This is a genomic window from Anaerotruncus colihominis (assembly GCF_010206195.1).
GTDB classification, from domain to species: domain Bacteria; phylum Bacillota; class Clostridia; order Oscillospirales; family Ruminococcaceae; genus Anaerotruncus; species Anaerotruncus colihominis_A.
Window position 1 is genome coordinate 22840 of sequence record NZ_VIQT01000012.1, and the last position, 23119, is coordinate 45958.

16 protein-coding genes are annotated in these 23119 nt (G+C 55.0%); 6 read left to right on the forward strand and 10 right to left on the reverse strand.

Annotated elements, in window-relative coordinates; translation table 11 throughout:
- Positions 1-308: 308 nt before the first annotated feature.
- The gene (locus FMM72_RS09995; RefSeq protein WP_162221339.1) at positions 309-1265 is read right to left on the reverse strand and encodes a carbohydrate kinase family protein; all 957 of its coding nucleotides are present in this window, start codon (positions 1263-1265) and stop codon (positions 309-311) included.
- Between the two features lie 241 nt (positions 1266-1506).
- Here FMM72_RS09995 and FMM72_RS10000 point away from each other — a divergent pair, with 241 nt between their 5' ends.
- The 5 genes from FMM72_RS10000 (at position 1507) to FMM72_RS10020 (ending at position 6988) form a co-directional block, all read left to right on the forward strand.
- The gene (locus FMM72_RS10000; protein WP_160211038.1) at positions 1507-2544 is read left to right on the forward strand and encodes a LacI family DNA-binding transcriptional regulator; all 1038 of its coding nucleotides are present in this window, start codon (positions 1507-1509) and stop codon (positions 2542-2544) included.
- Positions 2545-3035: 491 nt separating this feature from the next.
- Positions 3036-3959 carry an alpha/beta hydrolase gene (locus FMM72_RS10005; protein WP_257432212.1) on the forward strand — a complete coding sequence of 308 codons (924 nt, stop codon included), beginning with the start codon at positions 3036-3038 and terminating at the stop codon, positions 3957-3959.
- Positions 3956-5233 carry a hypothetical protein gene (locus tag FMM72_RS10010; RefSeq protein WP_162221341.1) on the forward strand — a complete coding sequence of 426 codons (1278 nt, stop codon included), beginning with the start codon at positions 3956-3958 and terminating at the stop codon, positions 5231-5233. The genes FMM72_RS10005 and FMM72_RS10010 overlap by 4 nt, the downstream gene beginning before the upstream one ends.
- A gap of 3 nt (positions 5234-5236) precedes the next feature.
- Entirely contained in the window at positions 5237-5899 is a 663-nt protein-coding gene (locus FMM72_RS10015; RefSeq protein ID WP_162221342.1) for a DUF6320 domain-containing protein, read from the forward strand.
- 189 nt (positions 5900-6088) lie between these two features.
- Entirely contained in the window at positions 6089-6988 is a 900-nt protein-coding gene (locus FMM72_RS10020; protein WP_162221343.1) for a diacylglycerol/lipid kinase family protein, read from the forward strand.
- A 96-nt stretch (positions 6989-7084) separates the two neighbouring features.
- Here FMM72_RS10020 and FMM72_RS10025 read toward each other — a convergent pair whose 3' ends face one another.
- Together FMM72_RS10025 and FMM72_RS10030 are read right to left on the reverse strand one after the other, a co-directional pair.
- Positions 7085-7924: a YdcF family protein gene (locus FMM72_RS10025; RefSeq protein ID WP_160211043.1), complete on the reverse strand. Its 840-nt coding sequence runs from the start codon at positions 7922-7924 to the stop codon at positions 7085-7087.
- A 550-nt stretch (positions 7925-8474) separates the two neighbouring features.
- A complete protein-coding gene (locus tag FMM72_RS10030; protein WP_162221344.1) occupies positions 8475-9425 on the reverse strand; it encodes a carbohydrate kinase family protein in 951 nt (316 codons plus the stop codon).
- 540 nt (positions 9426-9965) lie between these two features.
- Here FMM72_RS10030 and FMM72_RS10035 point away from each other — a divergent pair.
- Complete coding sequence (locus FMM72_RS10035) at positions 9966-11336, forward strand: hypothetical protein (protein WP_160210937.1); 1371 nt, start codon at positions 9966-9968, stop codon at positions 11334-11336.
- Between the two features lie 205 nt (positions 11337-11541).
- Here FMM72_RS10035 and FMM72_RS10040 read toward each other — a convergent pair whose 3' ends face one another.
- The 7 genes from FMM72_RS10040 to FMM72_RS10070 all read right to left on the reverse strand — a co-directional run bounded on the left by FMM72_RS10040 (position 11542) and on the right by FMM72_RS10070 (position 23090).
- Positions 11542-12738: an EpsG family protein gene (locus FMM72_RS10040; protein WP_162221345.1), complete on the reverse strand. Its 1197-nt coding sequence runs from the start codon at positions 12736-12738 to the stop codon at positions 11542-11544.
- Between the two features lie 433 nt (positions 12739-13171).
- Complete coding sequence (locus FMM72_RS10045; protein WP_162221346.1) at positions 13172-14020, reverse strand: hypothetical protein; 849 nt, start codon at positions 14018-14020, stop codon at positions 13172-13174.
- A gap of 387 nt (positions 14021-14407) precedes the next feature.
- Positions 14408-15484 carry a hypothetical protein gene (locus FMM72_RS10050; protein ID WP_162221347.1) on the reverse strand — a complete coding sequence of 359 codons (1077 nt, stop codon included), beginning with the start codon at positions 15482-15484 and terminating at the stop codon, positions 14408-14410.
- Positions 15485-16251: 767 nt separating this feature from the next.
- Positions 16252-17193, reverse strand: a complete 942-nt coding sequence (locus FMM72_RS10055; protein ID WP_162221348.1) for an AEC family transporter — start codon at positions 17191-17193, stop codon at positions 16252-16254.
- Positions 17194-17238: 45 nt separating this feature from the next.
- Positions 17239-19173, reverse strand: a complete 1935-nt coding sequence (locus FMM72_RS10060) for an ABC-F family ATP-binding cassette domain-containing protein (protein WP_162221349.1) — start codon at positions 19171-19173, stop codon at positions 17239-17241.
- A gap of 83 nt (positions 19174-19256) precedes the next feature.
- Entirely contained in the window at positions 19257-20573 is a 1317-nt protein-coding gene (locus FMM72_RS10065) for a DNA recombination protein RmuC (RefSeq protein ID WP_162221350.1), read from the reverse strand.
- 2046 nt (positions 20574-22619) lie between these two features.
- Positions 22620-23090, reverse strand: coding sequence for a hypothetical protein (locus tag FMM72_RS10070; RefSeq protein ID WP_162221351.1), 471 nt, complete (start codon positions 23088-23090; stop codon positions 22620-22622).
- Positions 23091-23119: the final 29 nt, after the last annotated feature.

The following is a 23119-nucleotide window of genomic DNA, read 5'->3' on the forward strand; positions in this document are numbered from 1 at the left end:
GGTCGCTCACCGCCGGGCGCTGCGCTTGCCCGGCCGGCTATTCGGGGCTCTCCGGCGGCTATAGCCGCCGGGCGCGGACAAGCCGCGGCAGCGCCCCTCAGCGCGCCTCACAAGGGGAGGGTCGAGCGACCCCTCCCCTTATGTTATCCCCACCTCTGCCTGGCGCGATCGTATCGGGCGCACGCCAAAACATCTTGAGGGAGATCGTTTCACTGCGCCCGCCCCACTGTTCGCGGCGCAGCCGACTAAAGTTTTTTGGCCCACCTTTTTTTCAAAAAAGGTGGGAAGTTTTTCGCTGAGGCCTTTTTTCAAAAAGGCCGGAACATGAGGGCTTCGACCTCGGCGCGGGACGGCAGCGCCCGGCCGATGGAGCCCTGTTTTGTGACAGCCAGCGAACCGGCGCAGTTGCAAAACAGCGCCGTCCGCTCCAGGTCATACCCGTGAAGCACACAGTACGCCAGCGCCGCTGCGAATGTATCCCCGGCCCCGGTGGGATCGATTGCCGGCACATCGATGCCGGCAGCGGTTACGATTTGCTTGCCATCGCTTACGATTGCGCCGTCCGCGTCGCGCGTCAGCGCAATCACACGCGGCCCCCAGGCGTGCAGCTCGCGCAGGATGTCGTGCGGGTCGTCAAGCCCGGTTATAAAGCGCGCCTCGTCGAGCGTGGGCGCGATGATATCAGCCGAGCGGATCGCTTCCAGCAGACGGTCGCGCGCCTCGCCGCTGCTCATGACCTCCTTGCGGATGTTTGGGTCGAATGAAACAAGCACGCCATGTTCGCGCGCAATGCGCACACATTCCTGACAGGCAGCGCGCATTTCAGGGCTGACCTCAAGGAGCATCCCGGCATAGTGGATCGCTGCCGCGCCCGCAATGAACGGTTCATCAATATCTGCGGGCGACAGGCGGCTGCCAACCGAATTTTTGCGGTAATATTGAAAATTACGGCCGTTTTCAAGATATTCAACAAAGGAAAGGCCGATCTGTCCTTCATCGGATATGACAATGTGCGAAACGTCGACGCCTTCCCGTTTGAGCGCGCCATAAACAAAATCGCTCAACCCATCGCGGCCAACCTTGCCAAAAAAGGCCGCGTCACCGCCAAGCCGCGCATAAGCGCAGGCGACAATTCCACAGGAACCGCTGGCTGTCTTGAGGATTGCGCCCTCCTCACAAATGCGCAGCGTTGGCTCTACAGGGATGCATTCAACAAGCAATTCGCCGATAGAAATAAATGGCCGGCCGGTTTTTGCGTGCTCCATAGCGTTTGCCTCCAATTAATAATATTAATTGATTTCTATTAATTAAAAACTTTAACCTCATTATAGCCTCCCGCATGAAACGTGTCAACTCTTTTTTGCACCTCCCCCATTTGAACAGTTTTCACGCCTGATGGATGCAATTTGCAGCTTAAAACGATATTTTGCCAGATTTCCCCTTGACGGATGCTGATTATCTGATTAAAATAATAACTAATAATTATTAATAAAATGAAGGTGCGATATGCGAAAACCAACCTCATCCGATGTGGCGCATGCGGCAGGCGTTTCACAGGCGGCCGTCTCGATGATTTTAAATGGGAAAAGCGGCGTTTCCTTCAGCGCCGAAACACGTATGCGTGTGTTTGAAGCGGCGCGCGCGCTTGGATATAGCCTTCCGTCGCAAAGTATGGTCGATTCCGACGGAAAGCTGCTCGCCGTGCTGGTCCCAACGCTTTCCAACCCATATTATACGCAGCTTTTGCAGGCGGTCGAGGACCAGGCGGCTGCACGCGGTTTTCGAACGCTGTTTTGCAACACAGCGCGCGACGCGCAGCGCGAAGCGTATTACCTTGCGCTGTTCAGGCGCAGCCGCGTTGCGGGCGTGATTTATACGTTCCTGCCCGCCTTTTTGCAGCAGGCCGAACAGCTTGCACAGACAATCCCAACCGTTTTGATCGGTGAAAAAAATACCGGGCAAACCTTGCCGTCCATTGAATTAAGCAACCAAAAAGCCGGCGCAATCATCGCCCGTCATCTTTTAAAGCTTGGGCACCGGCGCGCGGCGTTTCTGTCCACCCCCACTAAAAATCTGACGCTTGCGCGCGGCCAGCGGCTGGAAGGCGCGCGCGCCTGCTTTGAGCGCGAGGGCGGCGAGCTGCTTACCTTTTTTACAGACGATGCGTCCGAGGGCGATTTTGACAGCGAGCCATACGAATTTGCCGCCGGCGAGCTGCTGGCGCGCCGCCTGTTTACACAGACGCACGGCGTTACAGCCGTCATCGGCGTCAACGATATGACTGCCCTCGGGATTCTTTCAGCTGCGCGTGCGCTGGGCGTGCGTGTGCCAAAGGATTGCTCCGTCTGCGGCTTTGACAATATTTTCGCAGCGCGCACCGCCTTCCCGGCGCTTACAACGGTAGATCATCACCTTGATCTGCGCGGCCGCGCGGCCGTTGATATTGTGCTTGGCAAACGCGGCGCGCTTTCCCCGCAGGTCAGCCGGATTGAATATGAACCGCAGCTTGTGCCCCGCAGCTCCACAGGGCCCGCGCCACAGTAACATTCACATTTTTTGCATAGGAATTATGCAGCTTATCTGTTATAATAATCATAGCGCTTCGGCCTTTTTTCAAAAAGGCTGGAAAGCGGGTGCTTGCAAAATCCATGCCAGCCGCGCGGCGTCTGTCACGGATTTTGCTGGGGGCAGGGGGGCGCGTCTGAACGGGTATCTTGCGGCCCGTGCGCGGTCCGCGCTTTTTATGAGGGCTGCGGCCCAGGATAAGGGCTCTGCCCTCGGGGAAGGACAAAACCCGCAGGGGGCCTTGTCCTTCCCCTTCACCCGCCGCCTCCCCCAAAAGGCGGGCGAAAACTTTTGATTACGCAGCGCCCGCCCCACTGTTCGCGGCGCAGCCTGCATAAACGCAGTACCAAACCCACTGTTCGCGGCGCAGCCGACTAAAGTTTTTTGGCATACCTTTTTTTCAAAAAAGGTATGAAGTTTTTTGCCGAGGCTTTTTTTCAAAAAAGCCGGAAAGGATGGTCAATTTGCCTATACGAAAGCTGCGCCGGGCGGCGCTGCGCGCGCTCTCCAACCCGGCGTTTGATATCCGGAAGATGTATAAAGCCGTCCGCTCTGTGCAGACAGCGGCAGGAAGGCCGCCGCGTCTGTTTTACAAGCCGTGGGACCACATCGTGTGCGTGGACGGGCGGCGGGTGCCGGTGCGGCTGTTCGCGCCGAAAACAAACAGCCGTGATTCCATCCTGTTGTTTTTCCATGGCGGCGGATGGGTGACGGGCAATATCGACAGCTATGACCGCGTGTGCGCCAATCTGTCGAACATCACGGGCCGCATGGTTGTGTCGGTCGATTACCGGCTTGCGCCGGAACATCGTTTCCCGGCCGCGCCGGAGGATTGCTATGCCGTGGCGCGCGACATCTTTACAGACCTTTCGCTGTTCATGATGGCGCCGCGCCAAATTACGCTGATCGGCGACAGCGCCGGCGCAAACCTGGCGGCGGCCGTCTCGCTGATGGCGCGCGACCGGGGGGAATTTCTGCCGAAAAGCCAAATCCTGATTTATCCCGCGACAGCCGCAGACCACGGGCCGGATTCGCCCTTCCCCTCCGTGCATGAAAACGGCGACGGATATCTTTTAACCGCAAAGCATATTGAAGAATATATGTCACTTTATATCTCCAGCGAAGAGGACCGCCACAATCCCTACTTTGCGCCGCTGGAATCCGGCGATTTGTCGCGGCAGCCGCAGACGCTCATTCTGACGGCGCAGTACGACCCGTTGCGCGACGAGGGCGAGGCATACGGCGAACGCCTCAAGCTCGCGGGAAACCGGGTGGAGATGCACCGCATTCCGGATGCGCTGCACGGTTTTTTCTCCCGCTCGCCGCGCACTCAGGCAGCCAGGCGGGCATATGGATATATCAACCGCTTTTTATGCGAGGTGACGCATACATGAAACGAAAAAAAGCCGCGGCTTGGACCCGGCTTGACAACGCCGCTAAAATTTTCCCCTCCACCAGCAGCAAAGCCGACCCAAAGGTGTTCCGCTTCGCCTGCGAGCTGACGGAGGAGGTCGACCCGGAAATCCTCCAGCAGGCGCTTGATACAGTGATTGAAGCTTTTCCGGTCTTTCGCAGCGTGATCCGGCGCGGCCTGTTCTGGTATTACTTTGAGACAAGCGCCCAGCGCCCCGTTGTCACAGAGGAGTCGCAGCCGCCCTGCCGGCCGCTTTACGACCCGGTTATCAAAAGCTTACTGTTCTCCGTCACATATTACCGGCGGCGCATCAACCTTGAAATTTACCACGCCCTGACCGATGGGACCGGCGCGCTCCAGTTTTTGCGGGCGCTTGTATGCCGTTATTTGATTTTATGCCATCCAGAGCAGTTTGGGGACAACCCGCCCGCGCTTGATTACGACGCGTCGCTGACCGAGCGCACAGCCGACAGCTTTTATAAGCATTATAACCCCGATACAAAACGGCGCGCCAATATCAAAAAAACGCCTGCCTGCCATTTGAAGGGGCCGCGCAATCCAGATTATTTTCTGCGCGTCATCGAGGGCGAAGCGCCCGTTTGCGAGGTCGCGGCCAAGGCGCGCGCCTATGGCGCAAGCATCACGGCGTTTTTGACGGCTGTTTTGATCTGTGCGTTTCATGAGGTCATTCCCCCGCGCCGTCAAAAGAAACCGATTGCCGTATCTATCCCGGTCAATCTGCGCAATTATTTTGAATCGGAATCCGCCCGCAATTTCTTTGGCGTGTTTACAGTCAAATATACCTTTCACAGGCAAAGCGACCGGCTTGAGGATGTGATCGCGTCCGTAGCCGCGTCGTTTCAACGCGAGCTGACCGCGGAAAACCTCAGCCGCCGGATGAACGCACTGCTGGCGCTGGAACACAACCCGCTTGTGCGGATTTTGCCGCTGGCGCTCAAAGACCCTGTCCTGCGGCTGTCGGCGCTTATATCGGAGCGCGGCGAAACAACGTCACTTTCCAACATCGGGCCGGTTACGATGCCGCCCGAGCTGACGCCGTTTATCTCCCGGTTTGACGCCTTTGTCGGCGCGGACCGCCTTCAAACCGTCATGTGCTCCTTTAATGGCAACCTGGTTATGAGCATCACGTCGCCGTTTGCCAGCGCCGATGTGCAAAAGGGCTTTTTCCGCACGCTGACAGAAATGGGCATCCCGGTTACAATTGCGGCCAATACGCTTGACGAGGAGGAATAATCCGTGCAGTACTGCGAAAAATGTAAAGTCCATGTACGCGGCCTGCACGCGGGCTGCCCGCTCTGCCAGGGCCCTTTGACGGGCGAGGGGGAAACGCCAAACAGCGTGTTCCCCGCCCACACCTATCAGGCGCCCCGGTATCATCTTCTGATCCGCTCCATGATTTTTGCATCGATCGCCGCAATCGTTATCTGCGCCACAGTCAATATCCTGCTTGGCGGGCGGCGCTGGTGGCTGTTTATCGCGGCGGCCGTCGCCTGTATGTGGGTTTGTCTTTACAGCGTGATCCGCCGCCGCAACAATATCCCAAAAAATATTATCTGGCTTGTATTCTGGCTGTCGCTTATTGCCGTGCTGTGGGATCTGTTTACCGGGCGGCGCGGCTGGTCCATTGATTATGTCATCCCCGCCATCTGTGTGCTGGCTATGATTGCAATGGCCGCCATCGCAATCATTTTGCATCTGCATATCGAAGAATATATGATCTATGTGCTGCTGGACGGCCTGTTTGGCATTGTCCCGCTGTTGTTTTTAACGCTTGGATGGGTGCGTGTACCGCTCCCTTCCATCCTGTGCGTCGCGGCAAGCATCCTGTCGCTGGCCGCTCTGCTTTCTTTCCAGGGCGAAGCGCTGTTTTCCGAGCTGCGCCGCCGCCTGCATCTTTAAGAACCTGCTTTACAGCCAAAAAACGCTGGCCGGATGGGTCCTTTGTCCCTGCGCCGTCTTAAAATTTTTTGGCCGGGCGGCCGCCCGGCCAAAAAACCTGCATGGACCGGGGATAAAATTTTTCGCCTGTCCGGCATTTTTCCGGCGGTGAATCGGGATTCCAAGAACATCTGTAAGGATTCGATCATCATGAAAAAACTGCTTTTTGCAATCAATCCGCACGCCGGCAAAGGTGAAATAAAAACAAAGGCGCTTGAGGTCATCGACCTGTTTGCACATGCCGGTTATGAAGTAACCGTGCATACAACGCAGCGCCGCCGTGAAATCACGCATCTGCTGGCCGGACGCGCTGCGCTGTACGACCTGGTTGTCTGCTGCGGCGGCGACGGCACGCTCAATGAAACAATCGACGGCCTGATGCACAGCGGGCAGCGCCCGCCGCTTGGCTACATCCCGGCGGGAACAGTCAATGACTTCGCTTCAAGCCTGGGCATCTCAAAAAATATTTTACACGCGGCGCAGACCGTTTTGGACGGAACCCCCTTTGCCTGTGACGTCGGGTCGTTTGGGGCGCGGTATTTTTCATATATCGCCGCGTTCGGCGCGTTTACCGATGTGGCGTACCAGACGCCGCAGCAATCAAAAAATATGCTCGGACGGACGGCGTATTTTCTCGAGGGAATCCGCCGTTTGCCCACCATCCATCCATACCATATGAAGCTGGCGCATGACGGCGGCGAAATCGAAGGCGGTTTTTTGTTTGGTATGGTATCAAACGCGCTTTCGGTCGGCGGCTTTAAGCTGCGTTCCCCGGAAATCCGCATGAACGACGGCCTGCTGGAGCTGCTGCTTGTCCGCGACCCTAAAAACGCCGCCGAGGCGACCGCTATCATTGGGGCGGTGCTTGGACGTGATTTCAGCTCGCCCTATATCACAACGCTGCGTACAAAGCAATTGGCCATCACAGCGGCCGAACCGGTCCCTTGGACGCTTGATGGGGAATTTGGCGGCAAGGTTGAAACCGTCCAAATTGAAAACCATCACAATGCGATCACTGTTTTAACGAATCCGGCGCTGCCCGCGCCGTAACCGGCAGACAAAAACCGCCCCCTTTGCTGGAATGCTCCAGCAAAGGGGGCGGTTTTATATATGCGATCTGCGGGCCGGACCGTCAAAGCGCGGGCCTTAGGGCAAACGGTTCCCCTGAAGCACAAGCGCGCGCAGCAGCGCCATACATTCACGCACCCAATACGACGGAAGCAGGCCCCACGGCGTTGTTGACGAAATGGCAGCGCACGGTTTTAGCCCGGCAGCCTGCGCATAGACTGCGCCGCGAAGCTGATGGAAACCATCCGTCACAATTAAAAGCTCGCGCGGCAGCTGCTCGCGCGCGATCAACTCCTTGGAAAAGCACAGATTTTCAAGCGTATTGCGGGACTGCTCCTCCATATAGATCCGGCCGGCCGGCAAACCGCGTGCAATCAGATAATCGCGCATACAAGCAGCTTCGCTGATTGTTTCCCCTTTGTCGACGCCGCCCGTCACAACAACAGGCGCGTTTGGATGCGCGGTCAGATACGTATACGCCGCGTCGAGACGCAGGCGCAGGATTTGCGACGGCTTGCCGTCAACGCTCTGGCTGCCGAGCACAACAATTGTATATGATTCTCCGGTGCGCGGCGGTGTAAACCAGGCGTAACGAATCATCAGCACAGACAGGACAGCGCCAATCAGCACGGCAACCGCAAGCACGAGGGATACGGCCAGGCGCAGCCCACGCCACCAACGGGCCGTGCGTACCGGCACCAGACGCGCCGCGCCAAATAAAAGGCTGCGATGAACCCGCGGCGCACCCTGCGCCGCCGGGAACGCATCCCATAAAACCGCCAGGGCGCATAGCACAAGCCCAAATAAAACAAGCGTCAGTACGCCGCTATTGAACACCCCAAAGGGCATTGGCGCAATACCGCATACGATTGCAAAGAGGCCCACAAGAAATGCGACTTTTTTAAATGCTGATTTCATAAAGATCCCCTGAACTAAAAGTTTAAACGCTTACCGCGAGGCTTTTTTTCAAAAATGCCGGAGGGCGCGCGCGACCCGTGCGCGGGTCGCTCACCGCCGGGCGCTAGGGCGCGCGCAATCCGTGCGCGGATTGCTCACCGCCGGGCGCTGCGCTTGCCCGGCCGGCTATTCGGGGCTCTCCGGCGGCTATAGCCGCCGGGCGCGGACAAGCCGCGGCTGCGCCCCTCAGCGCGCCTCACAAGGGGAGGGTCGAGCGACCCCTCCCCTTATGTTATCCCCACCTCTGCCTGGCGCGATCGTATCGGGCGCACGCCAGTACGTTTGGTGGAAGGGGCGGGCCGCCCCTATCCCATGGACCCAACCCCGGGGCAGGTGCGGCCTGTATAAATGCCGGGACCCGCCCCACTGTTCGCGGCGCAGCCTGCATAAACGCAGTACCAAACCCACTATTCGCGGCACAGCCGAACTAAGTTTTTCGCTGAGGCCTTTTTTCAAAAAGGCCGGAAAGTTTTTTGGCCCACCTTTTTTGAAAAAAAGGTGGGAGCTTTTTTCAAAAAAGCCGAAAGGCGGTAATTTGTTCGTTTGTGGGGATTGACGGGATGGCGCCGCGTCCGGCGGCGCACAGCGAACCGGCCGCATTTGCAAAATTGAGCGCGTCGGCAAGGGCTTGGCTGTCCCCCTCCAGACAGGACGGCTGATCAAGAAGGCGGCAGAGCAGCGCTCCCCAAAACGCATCTCCTGCACCGGTTGTATCAACTACCTTTACATGATAGGTCGGGTAAGCGCCTGTCTGATCACCGCAGCGGTAAAAACAGCCGCGCGGTCCAAGCGTCACAACAATCAGTTTCATTGCGCCACAAAAAAGCTTTTTTGTCCCCTGTTCCAAATCCGTGGTCCCGGAAAGCAGCTCCAATTCCTCTTCCGACAGCTTGAGAACATTTGTATAGGGTAATCCAAGCTTCATGCCGGCAATTCCCTGTGCTGTGCTGTTCCAAAGCACAGGGCGCCAATTTGGATCATAAGAAACAAGCTTGCCGTGTTCGAATGCATAGCGCGCCGCTGAAAGCGTAGCGGAACGCGCCGGTTCATCGGATAGGGCTACCGACCCAAAATGAAAAATCCGACATCTGTCAATTAAACTATAGTCAATTTTTCCGGCTTCTATGCATTGGTCCGCACCGGGTTTGCGCGCGAAACTAAAGGAACGGTCACCTGATTCATTCAGATGTACAAACGCCAGCGTTGTAAAGGCGTCCTCCTTCACTTGGATTCCAGAGGTATCAATCCCCAGGCTGTCAACCACTTCAATCAGCGCGCGGCCAAACTGATCGTTGCCAACAGCGCTGATAAAAGCCGCTTTTTTCCCAAGCCGTGTAACGGCTGTCAATACATTGGCAGGCGCTCCCCCAGGGTTTTGTTCAAACAAATTGTTCCCCTGCTGTGACCGGCCAGCCGGTGTAAAATCAATCAGAAGCTCTCCAAGCGCTGTTACATCGATCATTGCGTTCACCTCATCCGTTTATTTTCCTCCAGTTTACCATAGTATTTTCCAGAAAGCAAACTTGTCCGGAAAGAGGATCGTTTTAACTTCGGCTGCCCCACTGTTCGCGGCGCAGCCGAACTAAGTTTTTCGCCGAGGCCTTTTTTCAAAAAGGCTGGAAAGCGGGCGCTGGCAAAATCCATGCCAGCCGCGCGGCGTCTGTCACGAATTTTGCTGGCGGAAGCACCTGCCTCTGAACAGGTGTCTTGCGGCCTGCGGGCCGCGCTTTTTATGAGGGCTGCGGCCCGGAGAAAGGGCTCTGCCCTCGGGGAATGACAAGACCCGCAGGGGGCCTTGTCATTCCCCTTCACCCGCCGCCTTTTGAAAAAGGCGGGCGAAAACTTTTGATCGACGCGGCGTGAATCAGATTTACTGCGCCCGCCCCACTGTTCGCGGCGCAGCCGACTAAAGTTTTTTGCCCCGCTTTTTTTCAAAAAAGCGGGAGCGTTTTTTTGCAAATTTGGGGGTGTGCGGGGGTATGGGTAAAGGGGTGTTTGACAGATGATAAAGCAGATGACAAAACGGCTGAAATTTGATATGATAAAGGTATTACAAAACGGCCAGCACGGCGCTTTGCTCCTGCTGCCCACGCAAGAGGTGATCTATATGGCAAATGCGGGTATGAAACCGGCCGCTCCCGCTGATTATACAAGCGCGCTTTCTGAGCTATTGCCGCAGTTGATTGAAAAATATTCGCGTGAGGCTGTCGGGGATTATATGAATGAATGCAGCGCCAAGCTTGCGCGTGTCCAGGAAAGCAATGCAAGCCTGCTTGACGTCGGTTCGGACGAAACGGCGCAGTCCGACGCTGTCAAGCGCGTCGTTGAAGCAACCGGCAGCTATTATGCGTTTTTGGCCAAGCTCCCTGAGGATATGCGCCGTTTTTTAATTTTAATGGGCGGCGTCACAGCTGATGAAATCGACGGCCTGCTTGAAATCGAACCGGACGTCCGCGAAGAAATCAGCCTGCTTGCTTCCGTCGCGCCTGCCATACAGGCGATCCGGCCTAAAAATTATATTATGCCGATCGACCCGATTACAAACAAGCTGGCCCAGCTTAAAGAATTTAACGAGATCACAGTTGCACGCCGAAAAAATCTGACCATTCAAACGGCAGTTACGATCGATAGCCCTGAACATATGCGCATTGACGGCAATTTTCAGCTTACAAACTATGATAAAAGCATTATCAATGGCATTGTTTCTATTTTGGAAAGTGGAAATTCCAGCTTTACAGTCCCTATGCTTTACCACGCAATGACCGGTAAGGAAAACCCAACTGTTGACGACGGGCTTGTTGAGGAGATCAAGGCAAAACTTGACGCGATGCGCCGCCTTTCAATCAATATCGATCTGACAGAAGAAATTAAGGCGCATATGATTCGCCGCAATATCGATGGCGTCAATGGTATTGATTCCTTTACAATCGACGGTTATCTTTTGCCGCTTAACAAATATACAGGCGTTGTCAACGGTAAACGCAGCGAAATGTATCAAATTATTGACACGCCGCCGCTTTACAGCTATGCCAAATTGAAAAATCAAATTACAACCCTGCCAATTGATCTGCTTAAAGCGCCGCTCAACAACAATGCAACGACAATCCCTTTAAAAACATACCTTCTCAGCCGCATTGAGGGTATGAAAAATCAAAACAACCGTCTGACACGCGATAAAATTTTATTTGAATCGATTTACCGGGAGCTTGGCGACCTCGAATCGGACAAGAAGCGCAAAAAGCGTATCCGTGATTATACAGAGGTTATTTTAACCCATTTTATCAGCATGGGCTATATCACACAGTATGAAATTATCAAGGAAGGCCGCACCATCACAGGGGTGCGTATCCACTGGAAGGAAAAGGAACAATAAGAAATCGTTGCAAAGCAACGATTTTCTTGCGCAGCTGCCCGCTCTGCGGGCAGCTGCGCATTTTTAATCCAACGGCCCCGCGCCGGGGACGGCGCGGATGGCCAATTTTTTATAGATTGCAAAATGCAATCTATAAAAAATAAACGAGGGCAAGCGGATATATCCGCTTGCCCTCGTTTATTTCTTTCCGGCGGCAGGCCCGGGCCTACGACCGCACAAGTATTTGACGCACCGAACTGCTGAAAATCGTTGTATACGGCACAAGCAGCAGCCGGTTGGACGACAGCAGAAAGATATAATAATAAAAGCATCCAGCCATAAAAAGGCCCATCGCTGTATAATAAATCGCCCGTTCCCCGCGCAGCTGTGCGCGCAACGCCCCAAACTTGGAAAGCTGTTGTTTCTTTTGCTGTTTGTCAAGCGTTTGAAGCTCTGTATATTTGCTTTCGTCGGGCTTGATGCTGTAAAGCATTTCCGGCAGCAAAAATGTTGCCACAGGCAAAAACATCAGCCCTACGCGCTGGAAAATAAAATGTTTAAGCGTCAGGATAAACAGGATAGAGGCATAGATATAAAGATTTAAAAGCACAATATTTTTAGGGTCGCGCGCCAATATATGCTTTTTCATCAGCAGCGCGACGGCTAAAAATACTAGAATCATCAACGCAGTATCAAAACTGCGGCCCCATGTGTAATAAGACCCGGGCGTATATGCTTTAAAAACATACTGTGTAACAAATCCAAGGATGGGTACAGAAAAAATCAGCACAAAAAGCGTCCCTGCGGCATAAAACGATATACTTTTCCAATTCAGCGGGATCACTGCAAGGAAATATACAGGGACCATCAGCCAAAGGCTTTTATGAAAGCACGCCGCAAGCACAATGATAAGCATGTAAGGCAGTATTTTGCGGTCTTTCAGATATGGCAGTGCAAAAAGCATTATGGAAATCGCCAGCTCCTGACGGAGCGTGCACATCGAATAACTAAAAAATCCAAAGCTGATATAAACAAAGACACTAAACCAAACGGAACACGATTGTTTATAAATGGTGACCGCGCGCGGGATGATGATCAATACAGGAATCAATCCCATATAAATGACCGCGTCCTCTGTCACAAGGGAAAAAAGATATGTCAAAAGGCTGAATCCCGGTTCAAACCGATAAATATTATTTGGGGAAAATAAGAACGAAAAAGAATTTTGACAGACCGTTTCAAAATACGCCTGATAGGTTGGGTAATCGACGCCCACCATTGAGGAGCGCAGCATCACCATGATACACATAACCACCGTCATTGCATACAAATACCAAAGGTTCGCCATACGCGACGGTTTCCATTCGCAAAGCAGCAGGCCGCCAGCGCCGGCCGCCGCCAACAAAACTATATATGGGAGCAATCCGCATCCTCCATTCATTGCATCGTCCGTTTTCGGACATGCTTTCAAGCTTTGTAACAGCCTTATTCCCGCCCCCTGTCTGTAGGAATTCCCCGGCAAACAGGGGGGCGCAGCCAAAGGCGCTCATACGCGCAATATAAAATAAACGCCCTGCGTTTATTTTATCATGTCCGCAGCGCGGCATGATAAAATTGGCCATCAGGGCGGCAGCGGGCCGCGCCCGCGTATCGCCCTGGCCATAAAACATAAACGCCCTGCGTTTATGTTTTCCTGATTGCGGCGGAAAAATCACAAGCCTTGAAACCATATCCGCAAGAAAAATATTCGCTCCCTCTCCTGCGCAGGGCGCGCAGGAGAGGGAGCGAACCCAACCGTCACAGCTGCAAGCGGGAATTCCCGCTTGCAGCTGTGCATGATTTGTCAGGACAGCTTCTTATTTGCTGACCAAGGGCGCATCGGTGATGACGAGGCTTCCGCCGAACGGAGCCGTCACATGCGCGTAACCATTGACGTCAACAAAGAAGTTCGGAGCTGCGACACGGGCATAAACGTTTGTAGCCCTGTCATAGGAATAAACAACAAGCGTGTTGGTATTCAGCGCGGAAAGGTCCAGCTTGGCGCAGAACTCAGCGTTTACGCCGGTCAGCGGGCTTACCTCGCCGTAGGAAACAACAACGATGTCGTTTGCAAAGTACTTGTTAAACCTGTCGAGCACGCTCTTAACCGCTCTGTCGGTCACATCGTAGGAAACCGTCGTATTAACAGCCCTGGTGATGTTTGCCAGATCAGCCGGATTGAGTGAGATGCGGGTAACAACCCTGCCATTGACAACCTTGTCGAGGTTGACTGTCAGGTTGACCTTGACGCCGGACTTTGCCTCAGCCGCGGCAACCGCATCGTTGATGGCCTTGATGGCCTCAGGAGTCAGGCTGCTTACATTGTTAAAGGTAACGGAAGCGTTCGTGCTGTTCCTGCCGGCCGCCTGCGCTTCGGCAATCGCTGCCGCCGCCGCATCGGAAGCAGCCTTGGAAGCCGCAGCCGCGCTCAGCGTTTTAGCCGCACCGGTATTGGTCCTGTCGCCGATGATGCCGAGCTTGGAGCCGGAGGACGAACCGCCGCCGCCACCGCCGCCACCGATAATACCGCTGTCGTAGCCGCTGTCATAGTTGCTGTCGTAGTTGCTGTCAGTCCCGCCGGGGCCGCCGCCTTCCGCTGCGCTGACCATAACCGCGCAGCTAAACAGCATGCAGACGGCCAGGATAAGCGCCAATGCTTTTTTCATTGTTGATACACTCTCCTCTTTTTTCGATCTTGGAATCGAAATAAAATTTTTATGTCATCACCTTCCACGGGCGACATGACACCATTTCAATCTGTAAGGGCCTGCCTAAAATCCCCGGGTATCGGGGCGCGCTGCCCCCTGCCGGTTTTCCCGTTTGTTTTTTGCCCTGTTGGTACATTCTTCATTATAAGTTTCCATCAACTTCTTGTCAAGCAATTTTCGTCACATATCGAGCAGGCGAGCGTATAATTGAATGCGTATATTCATAAAAGATTTGTAGGAATTGACAATGTATCTATCAAATTCTTACAAGCCCGGATAAATAGGACGAGCCGGCCCGTAAGCCGGCCCGCCCATGGCTGGAGACTATATCAATATAGAAGATATCTATTTTGTGCTGACGCGTTCGTTTGACAAAATATAGGTGGTCAGCGTCCTTGTCTGGAGCTCAAACGTGTCGTCGTCCTCATTATATACGACTGTGCGTGTGATATCACGCAGCTTTCCTTTGCTGTCCGCCGTATAAATATAGACGTCGTCCGGGTCAATATCGCTGTCAAAGGGATTGTTGAGCGCCAGCGTCGCCCGGCCGCTCGCAGGGATGGTCGCAGCTGTAAATTTGCGGATGACCGCATCCGTATTGCGGAACTTTGAGCTTAAAGAACTGGGCCACTTTGTCGACATCGCCGCATAAAATTTGGACGGGTTGCTGTTCGCTTTGTAGGTCAGCGTTGCATACGTATCGCCGCCTTCAAAAACAACCTCATTGATCACATTTTTTTCCGGACGGATGGTAACGCCCTTATTGCCCACTGTTACGCTCGCGCTGTCGCCGCTCTCCTCCTGGTTGCCGACATACAGCGCGCCGGTCAGCGTCAGTTTATCGCCGGATTTACCGTTAAAAAATTGTGTATACCTTGTCACGCCGTTTTCCGTCACCGCGTCGTTTTTTGTATCGGTGCGCTTACCATAACAAAGCACGGCCGGCGTGCGTGCGGTAAATGTTACAGAAAATTCGATCTTCTGTTCATCCACGCCCGTCATGTCGCTTAACTCGAGCGCAATATAACTGTTGCGCTGATTTGTATAAAATTGAGCGTAATCATTGCTTGTAGGATTTTGCTGGTTGGGGACATAAATTGTATTTTTAGAGGAATTTGTCAGCTTCTTTTCAACAACCTTGATCGATTTAATCAGCTTGGAATTTTTCTCCTTGCGCGTGGAAATACGCACGTCCTTTGATGAATCCGCCCAACCGGCAAGCGTTACAGGCAGGGTAAAATACACCGTTTGTCCCGGCTGCGCCGTATCCCCGATGGAAAATTGCTCGCCGTTTTCATTCAGCGGGTCCCCGGTAACCGCTGTTATCTGATAGGTGCGCGCGCCCTGGTCAATGGCAAACGCCGGCATTTGCAACGGCAATATAACCGCAGCAGCCAAAATACCTGCAAGAAGCTTTTTCATGATGCTTTTCTCCCTTTCTCTTGATAGGTTCGGATACGCCTTCCATATAATAGTGCGTTTATATGGGAGAATTACTGCATGGCGCGCGCAATCCGTGCGCGGATTGCTCACCGCCGGCCGCTGCGCTTGCCCGGCCAGCTGGCGCGCGCAATCCGTGCGCGGATTGCTCACCGCCGGCCGCTGCGTTTGCCCGGCCGGCTATTCGGGGCTCTCCGGCGGCTACAGCCGCCGGGCGCGGACAAGCCGCGGCAGCGCCCCTCAGCGCGCCTCACAAGGGGAGGGTCGAGCGACCCCTCCCCTTATGTTATCCCCACCTCTGCTTGGCGCGATCGTATCGGGCGCACGCCAGTACGTCTGGCGGGGGATCGTTTCACTGCGGCTGCCCCACTATTCGCGGCGCAGCCTGTAAAAACGCAGCGCCTGCCCCACTATTCGCGGCACAGCCGACTAAAGTTTTTCGCCGAAGCCTTTTTTCAAAAAGGCTGGAGCAAAATCCGCGCCAGCCGCGCGGCGTCTGTCACGGATTTTGCTGGCGGCAGGCAGTTCGTCTGAACGGGTATCTTGCGGCCTGCGGGCCGCGCTTTTTATGAGGGCTGCGGCCCGGAGAAAGGGCTCTGCCCTCGGGGAAGGACAAAACCCGCAAGGGGCCTTGTCCTTCCCCTTCACCCGCCGCCTTTTGAAAAAGGCGGGCGAAAACTTTTGATTACGCAGCGCCCGCCCCACTGTTCGCGGCGCAGCCGAACTAAGTTTTTCGCTGAGGCCTTTTTTCAAAAAGGCCGGAAAAGGTATGCGGATAGTTGGGTGATTAAGGGGATGGTGACGATGGAAAGCAGGGTGGTGACGGCGACCAGGCGCGCGCCAAGCGCAGCGTCTGCGTCAAAGCGCGCAGGCATCATCACACAGCTGACCGCCGTGGGGCAGGCGCATGCAATCATTACCCCAAGCGCCGCTGTCTGCGCCCCGTCAAACCAGGACGGCGCCCGCAGCACCAAAAGCACGGCCAGCATCGCCAGCGGCAAAACCAACAGGCGCATGGCAGCTGTAATCCACAGGCGAAAATCGTTAAACAGCGTTTTTGGCTTCACCTCTGCAATCAAAATCCCTGTAATAATCATCGGAAGCGGCGTATTGAGCCCCGCAAGATACCCCATCGCATTTTGTAAAATACCGGGCAGACGGATGCGCAGCAAAAACAGCGCCGTGCCTGCCAGCGCCGCAACAACGCATGGCGTCAAAAGGATTTCACGCGCGCTGACCTGGCGCGTGCGCCGTAAAATCATGACGCCATGCGACCATATGTAAAGATTAAACACTGCGATATAAACCGCCGCAACCAGCGCGCCAAGCTCGCCCATGGCGGCGCTCATAAGCGGTATCCCCATAAAGCCGCAGTTGGAACAGATCGCGGACAGCCGCCCCACAGAATCGTAATCATCCTGCATCCCTCTGAACACAAGCTTTGTAATTGGGATGGCCAACAGGTGAAAAACAATTGTCAACAGTGCAGCAGCTGCGATTAACAGGCCAAGCTTTGGTTCAAAATCGCGCTGGAACGACTGTATTAACAGCGTAGGCGTGACAATCAAAAGCACAAAGCCTGAAAACTGCTCGGCTGAAACCTGTGAAACAATGCCGCGCCTGCGGATAACAATCCCAACGCCGAGCAGTATAAACATCACGGCGACCTGTCCTGCCAATTTCAGCGCCATTTTTTACCAGCCCCTTTCCGGCGGGCGCAGCCGCGCCCCTGCGCCTTATTCCGCAAGCTCCGCCCACTCCTCGACAAACGCGTTGAGCTGCCCGCGCTTCTGCTCAAGCTGCGCGCAAACCTCGGACACCTTTTGATAATCGCTTGATATCTCAGGCTCGGCGAGCGAGGCCTGAAGCTGTTCAATCTCATATTCGCAGTCGGAAATCGCCTGCTCAATCTCAATCAGGCGGTTTTTGCGCCGGACTGCTTCGGCGCGCTGCTTTTTGCTGCGATGGTATTCGCCGGCGGAATCCTCCGCCGGCGCGGGGCGCGCCGCCTGTTCCGACGCTGCCGCGGGTCCCCCCGCGGCCGGCGCGTCGGGGCGGCGCGCCGCAAGATACGCGTCGTAACCGCCCTTATAAAAAGTAAAGCCCTCCTCTGTCATTTCGGCAATACAGGTCGGCACCCGCGAAAGCAAATACCGGTCATGCGAAACGGCAAGAATCGTCCCCTTATACCGTATCAGGGCCTGGTCAAGCACTTCGCGCGTAGCCAGGTCAAGGTGGTTTGTCGGCTCGTCAAGCAGGAGGACGTTCCCCTCCTCATACATCATGATTGCAAATTTTAAGCGCGCCTTTTCACCGCCGGAAAGCGCTTCCACCCGCTTATAAATCGCTTCGCCGGAAAAGCGCAGATTCCCAAGCATTGTGCGTACATCGCGTTCATAAGCCGCAGGAAACCGGTCCCACAGCTCGGCCAGCGCCGTTTTTCCAGGATGTAAATCTAGCTGTTCCTGTTCAAAATATGAGGTTTTTACATTGCGTCCCCATCGAATCGAACCGGCCTGCGGCCGAATCTGTCCAAGCAAAGCCTTTAAAAAGGTCGATTTCCCCACGCCGTTGCGGCCGACAATCGCTATTTTTTCACCGCGCATCAGATCAAAATCCACAGCCTGGCATAATATCGTTCCATCGGCCGTGCCGCCCGCGCGCAGCGTCAGCCCCGCGGCATGCAGCACGTCCTTGACCGGGTCCTCTTCAAAATGGAAAGCAATGCGCACCGGCAAGGGCGGCGGCGGCGGCCGGTCGAGCGGCTCCATGCGCTCAAGCTGCTTTTCACGGCTTCGCGCCATCGCAACAGTCGAAGCGCGCGCCTTGTTGCGTGCAATATAATCGGTCAGCTTGACAATGTTTTTCCGCTGCATCTCATATTCCTTGACAGCGCGTTCATATGCAGCCTCGCGCGTGCGGATATATTTTGTATAATTGCCGCGGTAAGCCATCAGCCGCAGATTGGCCACATCCCATATGCGCGTGCAGATCTTATCAAGAAAATAACGGTCGTGTGAAACGACAATCAGCGCCCCACGCCACGCCTGCAGGTATTCCTCAAGCCATTGCAGCGTTATAAAATCAAGGTGGTTTGTCGGCTCGTCAAGCATAAGCACATCTGGCTCGTCAAGCAGCAGCTTTGCCAAAGCCAGACGTGTCTTTTCGCCGCCTGAAAGCGTGCCGCAGATGGTATCCCGATCGCGGCCGCCAAAGCCCATGCCGTTTAAAACCGTGTCGATTTTGACGTCGATGTTGTATCCGTCGTTTGTCTCAAAATAAGCCTGCAAGCGGCCGTACTCCGCGGACAGGGTTTTATATTCCTCACCCGCGCGGTCCGCAAGCGTTTCCATCTGCGCGGCAAGCTGTTTGGCCTGCTCCTGTGCGTCGAGCAAGGGGCCAAATACGCCGCGCATCTCCTCACGGATGGTGTTTGTACTTTCAATCCCACTGTTTTGACGCAAAAACCCAATGCGCAGGCCGCCGCGCACAGCACGTTCGCCCTCATCAGGCGCAAGCGCGCCGTCAAGCACATTTAAAAGCGTCGATTTACCCGCGCCGTTCATACCGACAAGGCCAATGCGGTCGCCCTCCTCCACCTTTACGGAGACATTCATAAATACGACCTTGTCCGCAAATAGTTTACTGACATTATCCAGGCTGATAAGCATATGTTTCTCTCTCCCCTGCGCTTAGAACCAGATCACACCGCCCCTGCCGGTCATACGGCCGCCGGACGCTGTGCCGCCGGTCCTTATTCTTCACCGCCAAGCAGGCTTGCCGCATCCGTTTCCGGCAGCTCGCCGACCTGCGCCAAACGCCGCCGGATGGCGCGCGTGCGCACGCCGACAAGCTTGTCAAGCTCGCTGCCCGCCTGTTCTAGACGTTGCTGCGTCGTTTCAAGCACATCGCCAAAGCGGTTGAATTCTGTTTTGACCGCGCCAAGCACCTGCCAGACCTCGGCTGAACGCTTTTGGATCGCCAGCGTTTTAAAGCCCATGTGTAGGCTGTTGAGCAGCGCGGCCATCGTGGCCGGCCCAGCGACGACAACCTTATAATCGCGCTGGAGCGGCTCGACCAGGTCCAACTGGAGCACCTGCGCATACAACCCCTCGAACGGCAAAAACATCACTGCAAAATCAGTCGTATGCGGCGGGTCGATGTATTTATCGCGGATATCGCGCGCAAACGCCTTGATGCGCGTCTTTAACAGCTTTGACGCCTCGTCGACCGCCTCCCGGTCGCCCAGCTCGTACGCCTGCGTCAATTGTATATAAGCATCCGCCGGAAACTTCGCGTCAATCGGAAGATAGACAGGCGTTTCCCCATCCCCCGGCAGAACCACGGCAAATTCAACCGGATTGCGGCTGTCGCGCCGCGTCGCCACATTCGTTTCATATTGGCCGGGTGCAAGGATATCCTCCAAAATCGCGCCAAGCTGCACCTCGCCGAGCAGGCCGCGCGTTTTGACATTTGAAAGCACCTTTTTTAAATCCCCTACGCCGGCCGCGAGCGTCTGCATCTCCCCCAGGCCCTTATAGACCTGCTCAAGCCGTTCGCTCACCAGTTTAAAGGATTGTCCAAGACGCGTCTCAAGCGTTTTTTCAAGGCGTTCGTCAACTGTTTTGCGCATCTGTTCCAGCTTTGCGGCGTTGTCCTCCTGCATTGCGGACAGCCTGTTTTCAACCGTTGAACGAATGCCCGAAAGCTGCTGTTCATTTTGCGCCATAAATTGAGCAAACCGCGCGTCCATGCCCCGCGTCAGCTCCGCGACCGTCCTTTGAAGGCTGTCCTGACGGATTGAGAGCTCCCGGGATTGCTGCTGCTGGCCGCTGGCCAGCGTCCGCCCAAGCGCTTCGGCCGCTTCCATGGCGGCCCGGCTGCTCTCCTGGCGCGTTTGGCGCGCTTCCTCAGACAGCGCCGTCCGCTGCCGGTCCAGCGCGTTATAAAGGCCGTCCATATCACTTTTTCCATTGCCGGCCCTGGCGGCCAATATGGCTGCCGCTGCCGCCGCCAAAAAGGAAAAGAGCGTCAACAGCAGCAGTATAAAAAGAAAGGGTTCCTGCGGCATGATAGTCCCTCCAAAAAATCCACCCACAGCGCAGGCGGACCAGTCAGTTTTTCTTTACCGGCTATTATGATGTTGTGTCTGTGAATCGGCATGGTATCATTGCCCATCAAAAGGCGGTTGCCGCGTAAGCGGCGAGCCGTTGGGCATAACCTGGTATAATATGCGCAGTACAAGCGGCTTTGCCGCTTGTACTGCGCATATTATACCATAATTTTTCCTTTAGGCAAGGCCATGTTTTTACGTTAAAAGGCAGGGGCCTCCCTTTTATAAAAGGAGGCCCTTTTCTTATAATTGATACAGTACTTACAGTACCTACAGTACCTACAGGCGGGAGATATCGGTTTTAAAATTGGATGAAATCCCCTTGGAATGCTGCTTTGCAGGGATGATACGGATTTTGTGACGGTGGACGGTTTCGGTTGGTATGGTGGACGGTTTCGGTTGGCGCGGTGGTGTGATCCGGTTAGTTTGGTGATCTGATCCGGTTAGTTTGGCTGATTATGGCCTGTGTTATATTGGTTATGGGCCGGGTTAAGCTTGCAGCCGGTTTTTTTTGTGGATGAATAAAGGTGAAAATCGATGAAAACAGGAGGAATTGTAAGATAATTTGATTTTTAAAAATAAGGTACTCAGTTTCGGTTAGTCTGTACCATTTGGTGATCATCTTCCCTTTTTCGATCTTTTACAACGTTTGCTTGTCCCGAATTGTTATGTATATTCGCGGATTTTCCGAAAATGTATTTGGATGAAACGGTGAGATTTCAGCCGGAAAATTGAGCAAATGGACAAAAAACCGGAGAATTATTTTGATGGTACCCAGTTTCGGTTAGCTTGTCACCGTTGCGTTGGCGCGCGCGACCCATGCGCGGGTTACTCACCGCCGGGGGGCGCGCGTGGCCCGTGCGCGGGTTACTCACCGCCGGGGGGGCGCGCGTGGCCCGTGCGCGGGTTACTCACCGCCGGGGGGGCGCGCGTGGCCCGTGCGCGGGCCACTCACCGCCGGGCGCTGCGCTTGCCCGGCCGGCTATTCGGGGCTTTCCGGCGCTGTAGCGCCGGGCGCGGACAAGCCGCGGCAGCGCCCCTCAGCGCGCCTCACAAGGGGAGGGTCGAGCGACCCCTCCCCTTATGTTATCCCCACCTCTGCCTGGCGCGATCGTATCAGGCGCACGCCAAAACGTTTGGAGGGGGATCGTTTCACTGCGCCCGCCCGGGAGTGGAGTGCTTGCAAGAAGCGCGCCAGCCGCAGAGCGTCTGTCACGCTTCCTGCTGGGGGCAGGCGGTGCGTCTGAACGGGTATCTTGCGGCCCGTGCGCGGTCCGCGCTTTTTATGAGGGCTGCGGCCCGGGATAAGGGCTCTGCCCTCGACGGCGGCCAAAACCCGCAGGGGGCCTTGGCCGCCGTCTCACCCGCCGCCTTTTGAAAAAGGCGGGCGAAAACTTTTGATTGCGATGCGCCAAGCCCACTGTTCGCGGCGCAGCCGAACTAAGTTTTTCGCTGAGGCCTTTTTTCAAAAAGGCCGGAAAGGCGGGCGAAAACTTTTGATTGCGATGCGCCAAGCCCACTGTTCGCGGCGCAGCCTGTAAAAACGCCGGAACCTGCCCCACTATTCGCGGCGCAGCCGAACTAAGTTTTTCGCTGAGGCCTTTTTTCAAAAAGGCCGGAGCTTTTTTTCAAAAAAGCGGGGAAGATTCTATACGTAAGGTATTTGCTTTACGGGGTTTTTGTCGGATTTTCGTTATAATGAAGAAGTGCGTAAATAAAAGCATTCAGCCGTGAACAGACGATTGAACCAGATAAACGCCCAGATATTCTAAAAAGGTACCCAGTTTTGGCTAGTGGTACCATTCAAGAAAATACGGATTGTAAAAGTGATGAAAACACCTGATTTGCGCACAAAATAAAATAAAGTGTATTCCTTTGAATTCTTTTAAAAATAAAAGCATTCAGTAGATAAAACGATATTTATATCATGAAAGGTACCCAGTTTTGGGTAGTCGGGACTGACACGCGGGACCATCATCTGTAAAGGCTCAACGCTTCCCACAGTTAAACGCCCAGAAGCTTTTTCAGAATATCATTGACAAGCTTGCTGTCAGTCACCTTTTGGGCGACCGCCGCCCTGTGCAGCGCGTCAATAACGGCGGCGTCGAGATAAAACGTTTTGTTCTTTGCGCTTCTCCCCTCGTCGCGGACAATAAATGCGGTGAGGTCGACTGCCGGCGCGGCCTTTGTATGTTTCGAACGCGTCTTTGGCTGCTCGGAAAGCGGCAGCTCCAGGCTGCCGCCGGCCGGCGCCTGCGGCGCCGGGCGTTCGGCCTCAGGCGCGGCAGCTTCCTGTTGTATGTCCTGGGCCTGCGCGGCAGGGACCGGCTGCGCGGCAGCCTCAGGCGCAGCCGGTGCGGCCGGCGCGCCCGCCGCTGCGGGCGCTGCCCGCTCCCCTGCCGCTTGTCCGTCCGGATGCTGCCGGCGTTCCTTGGCCTGGCGTTCCAATACGCTTTTCGTAAACTTGTTTGCCATGAGTATGCCCCCTTGCATGCGGTTTGATA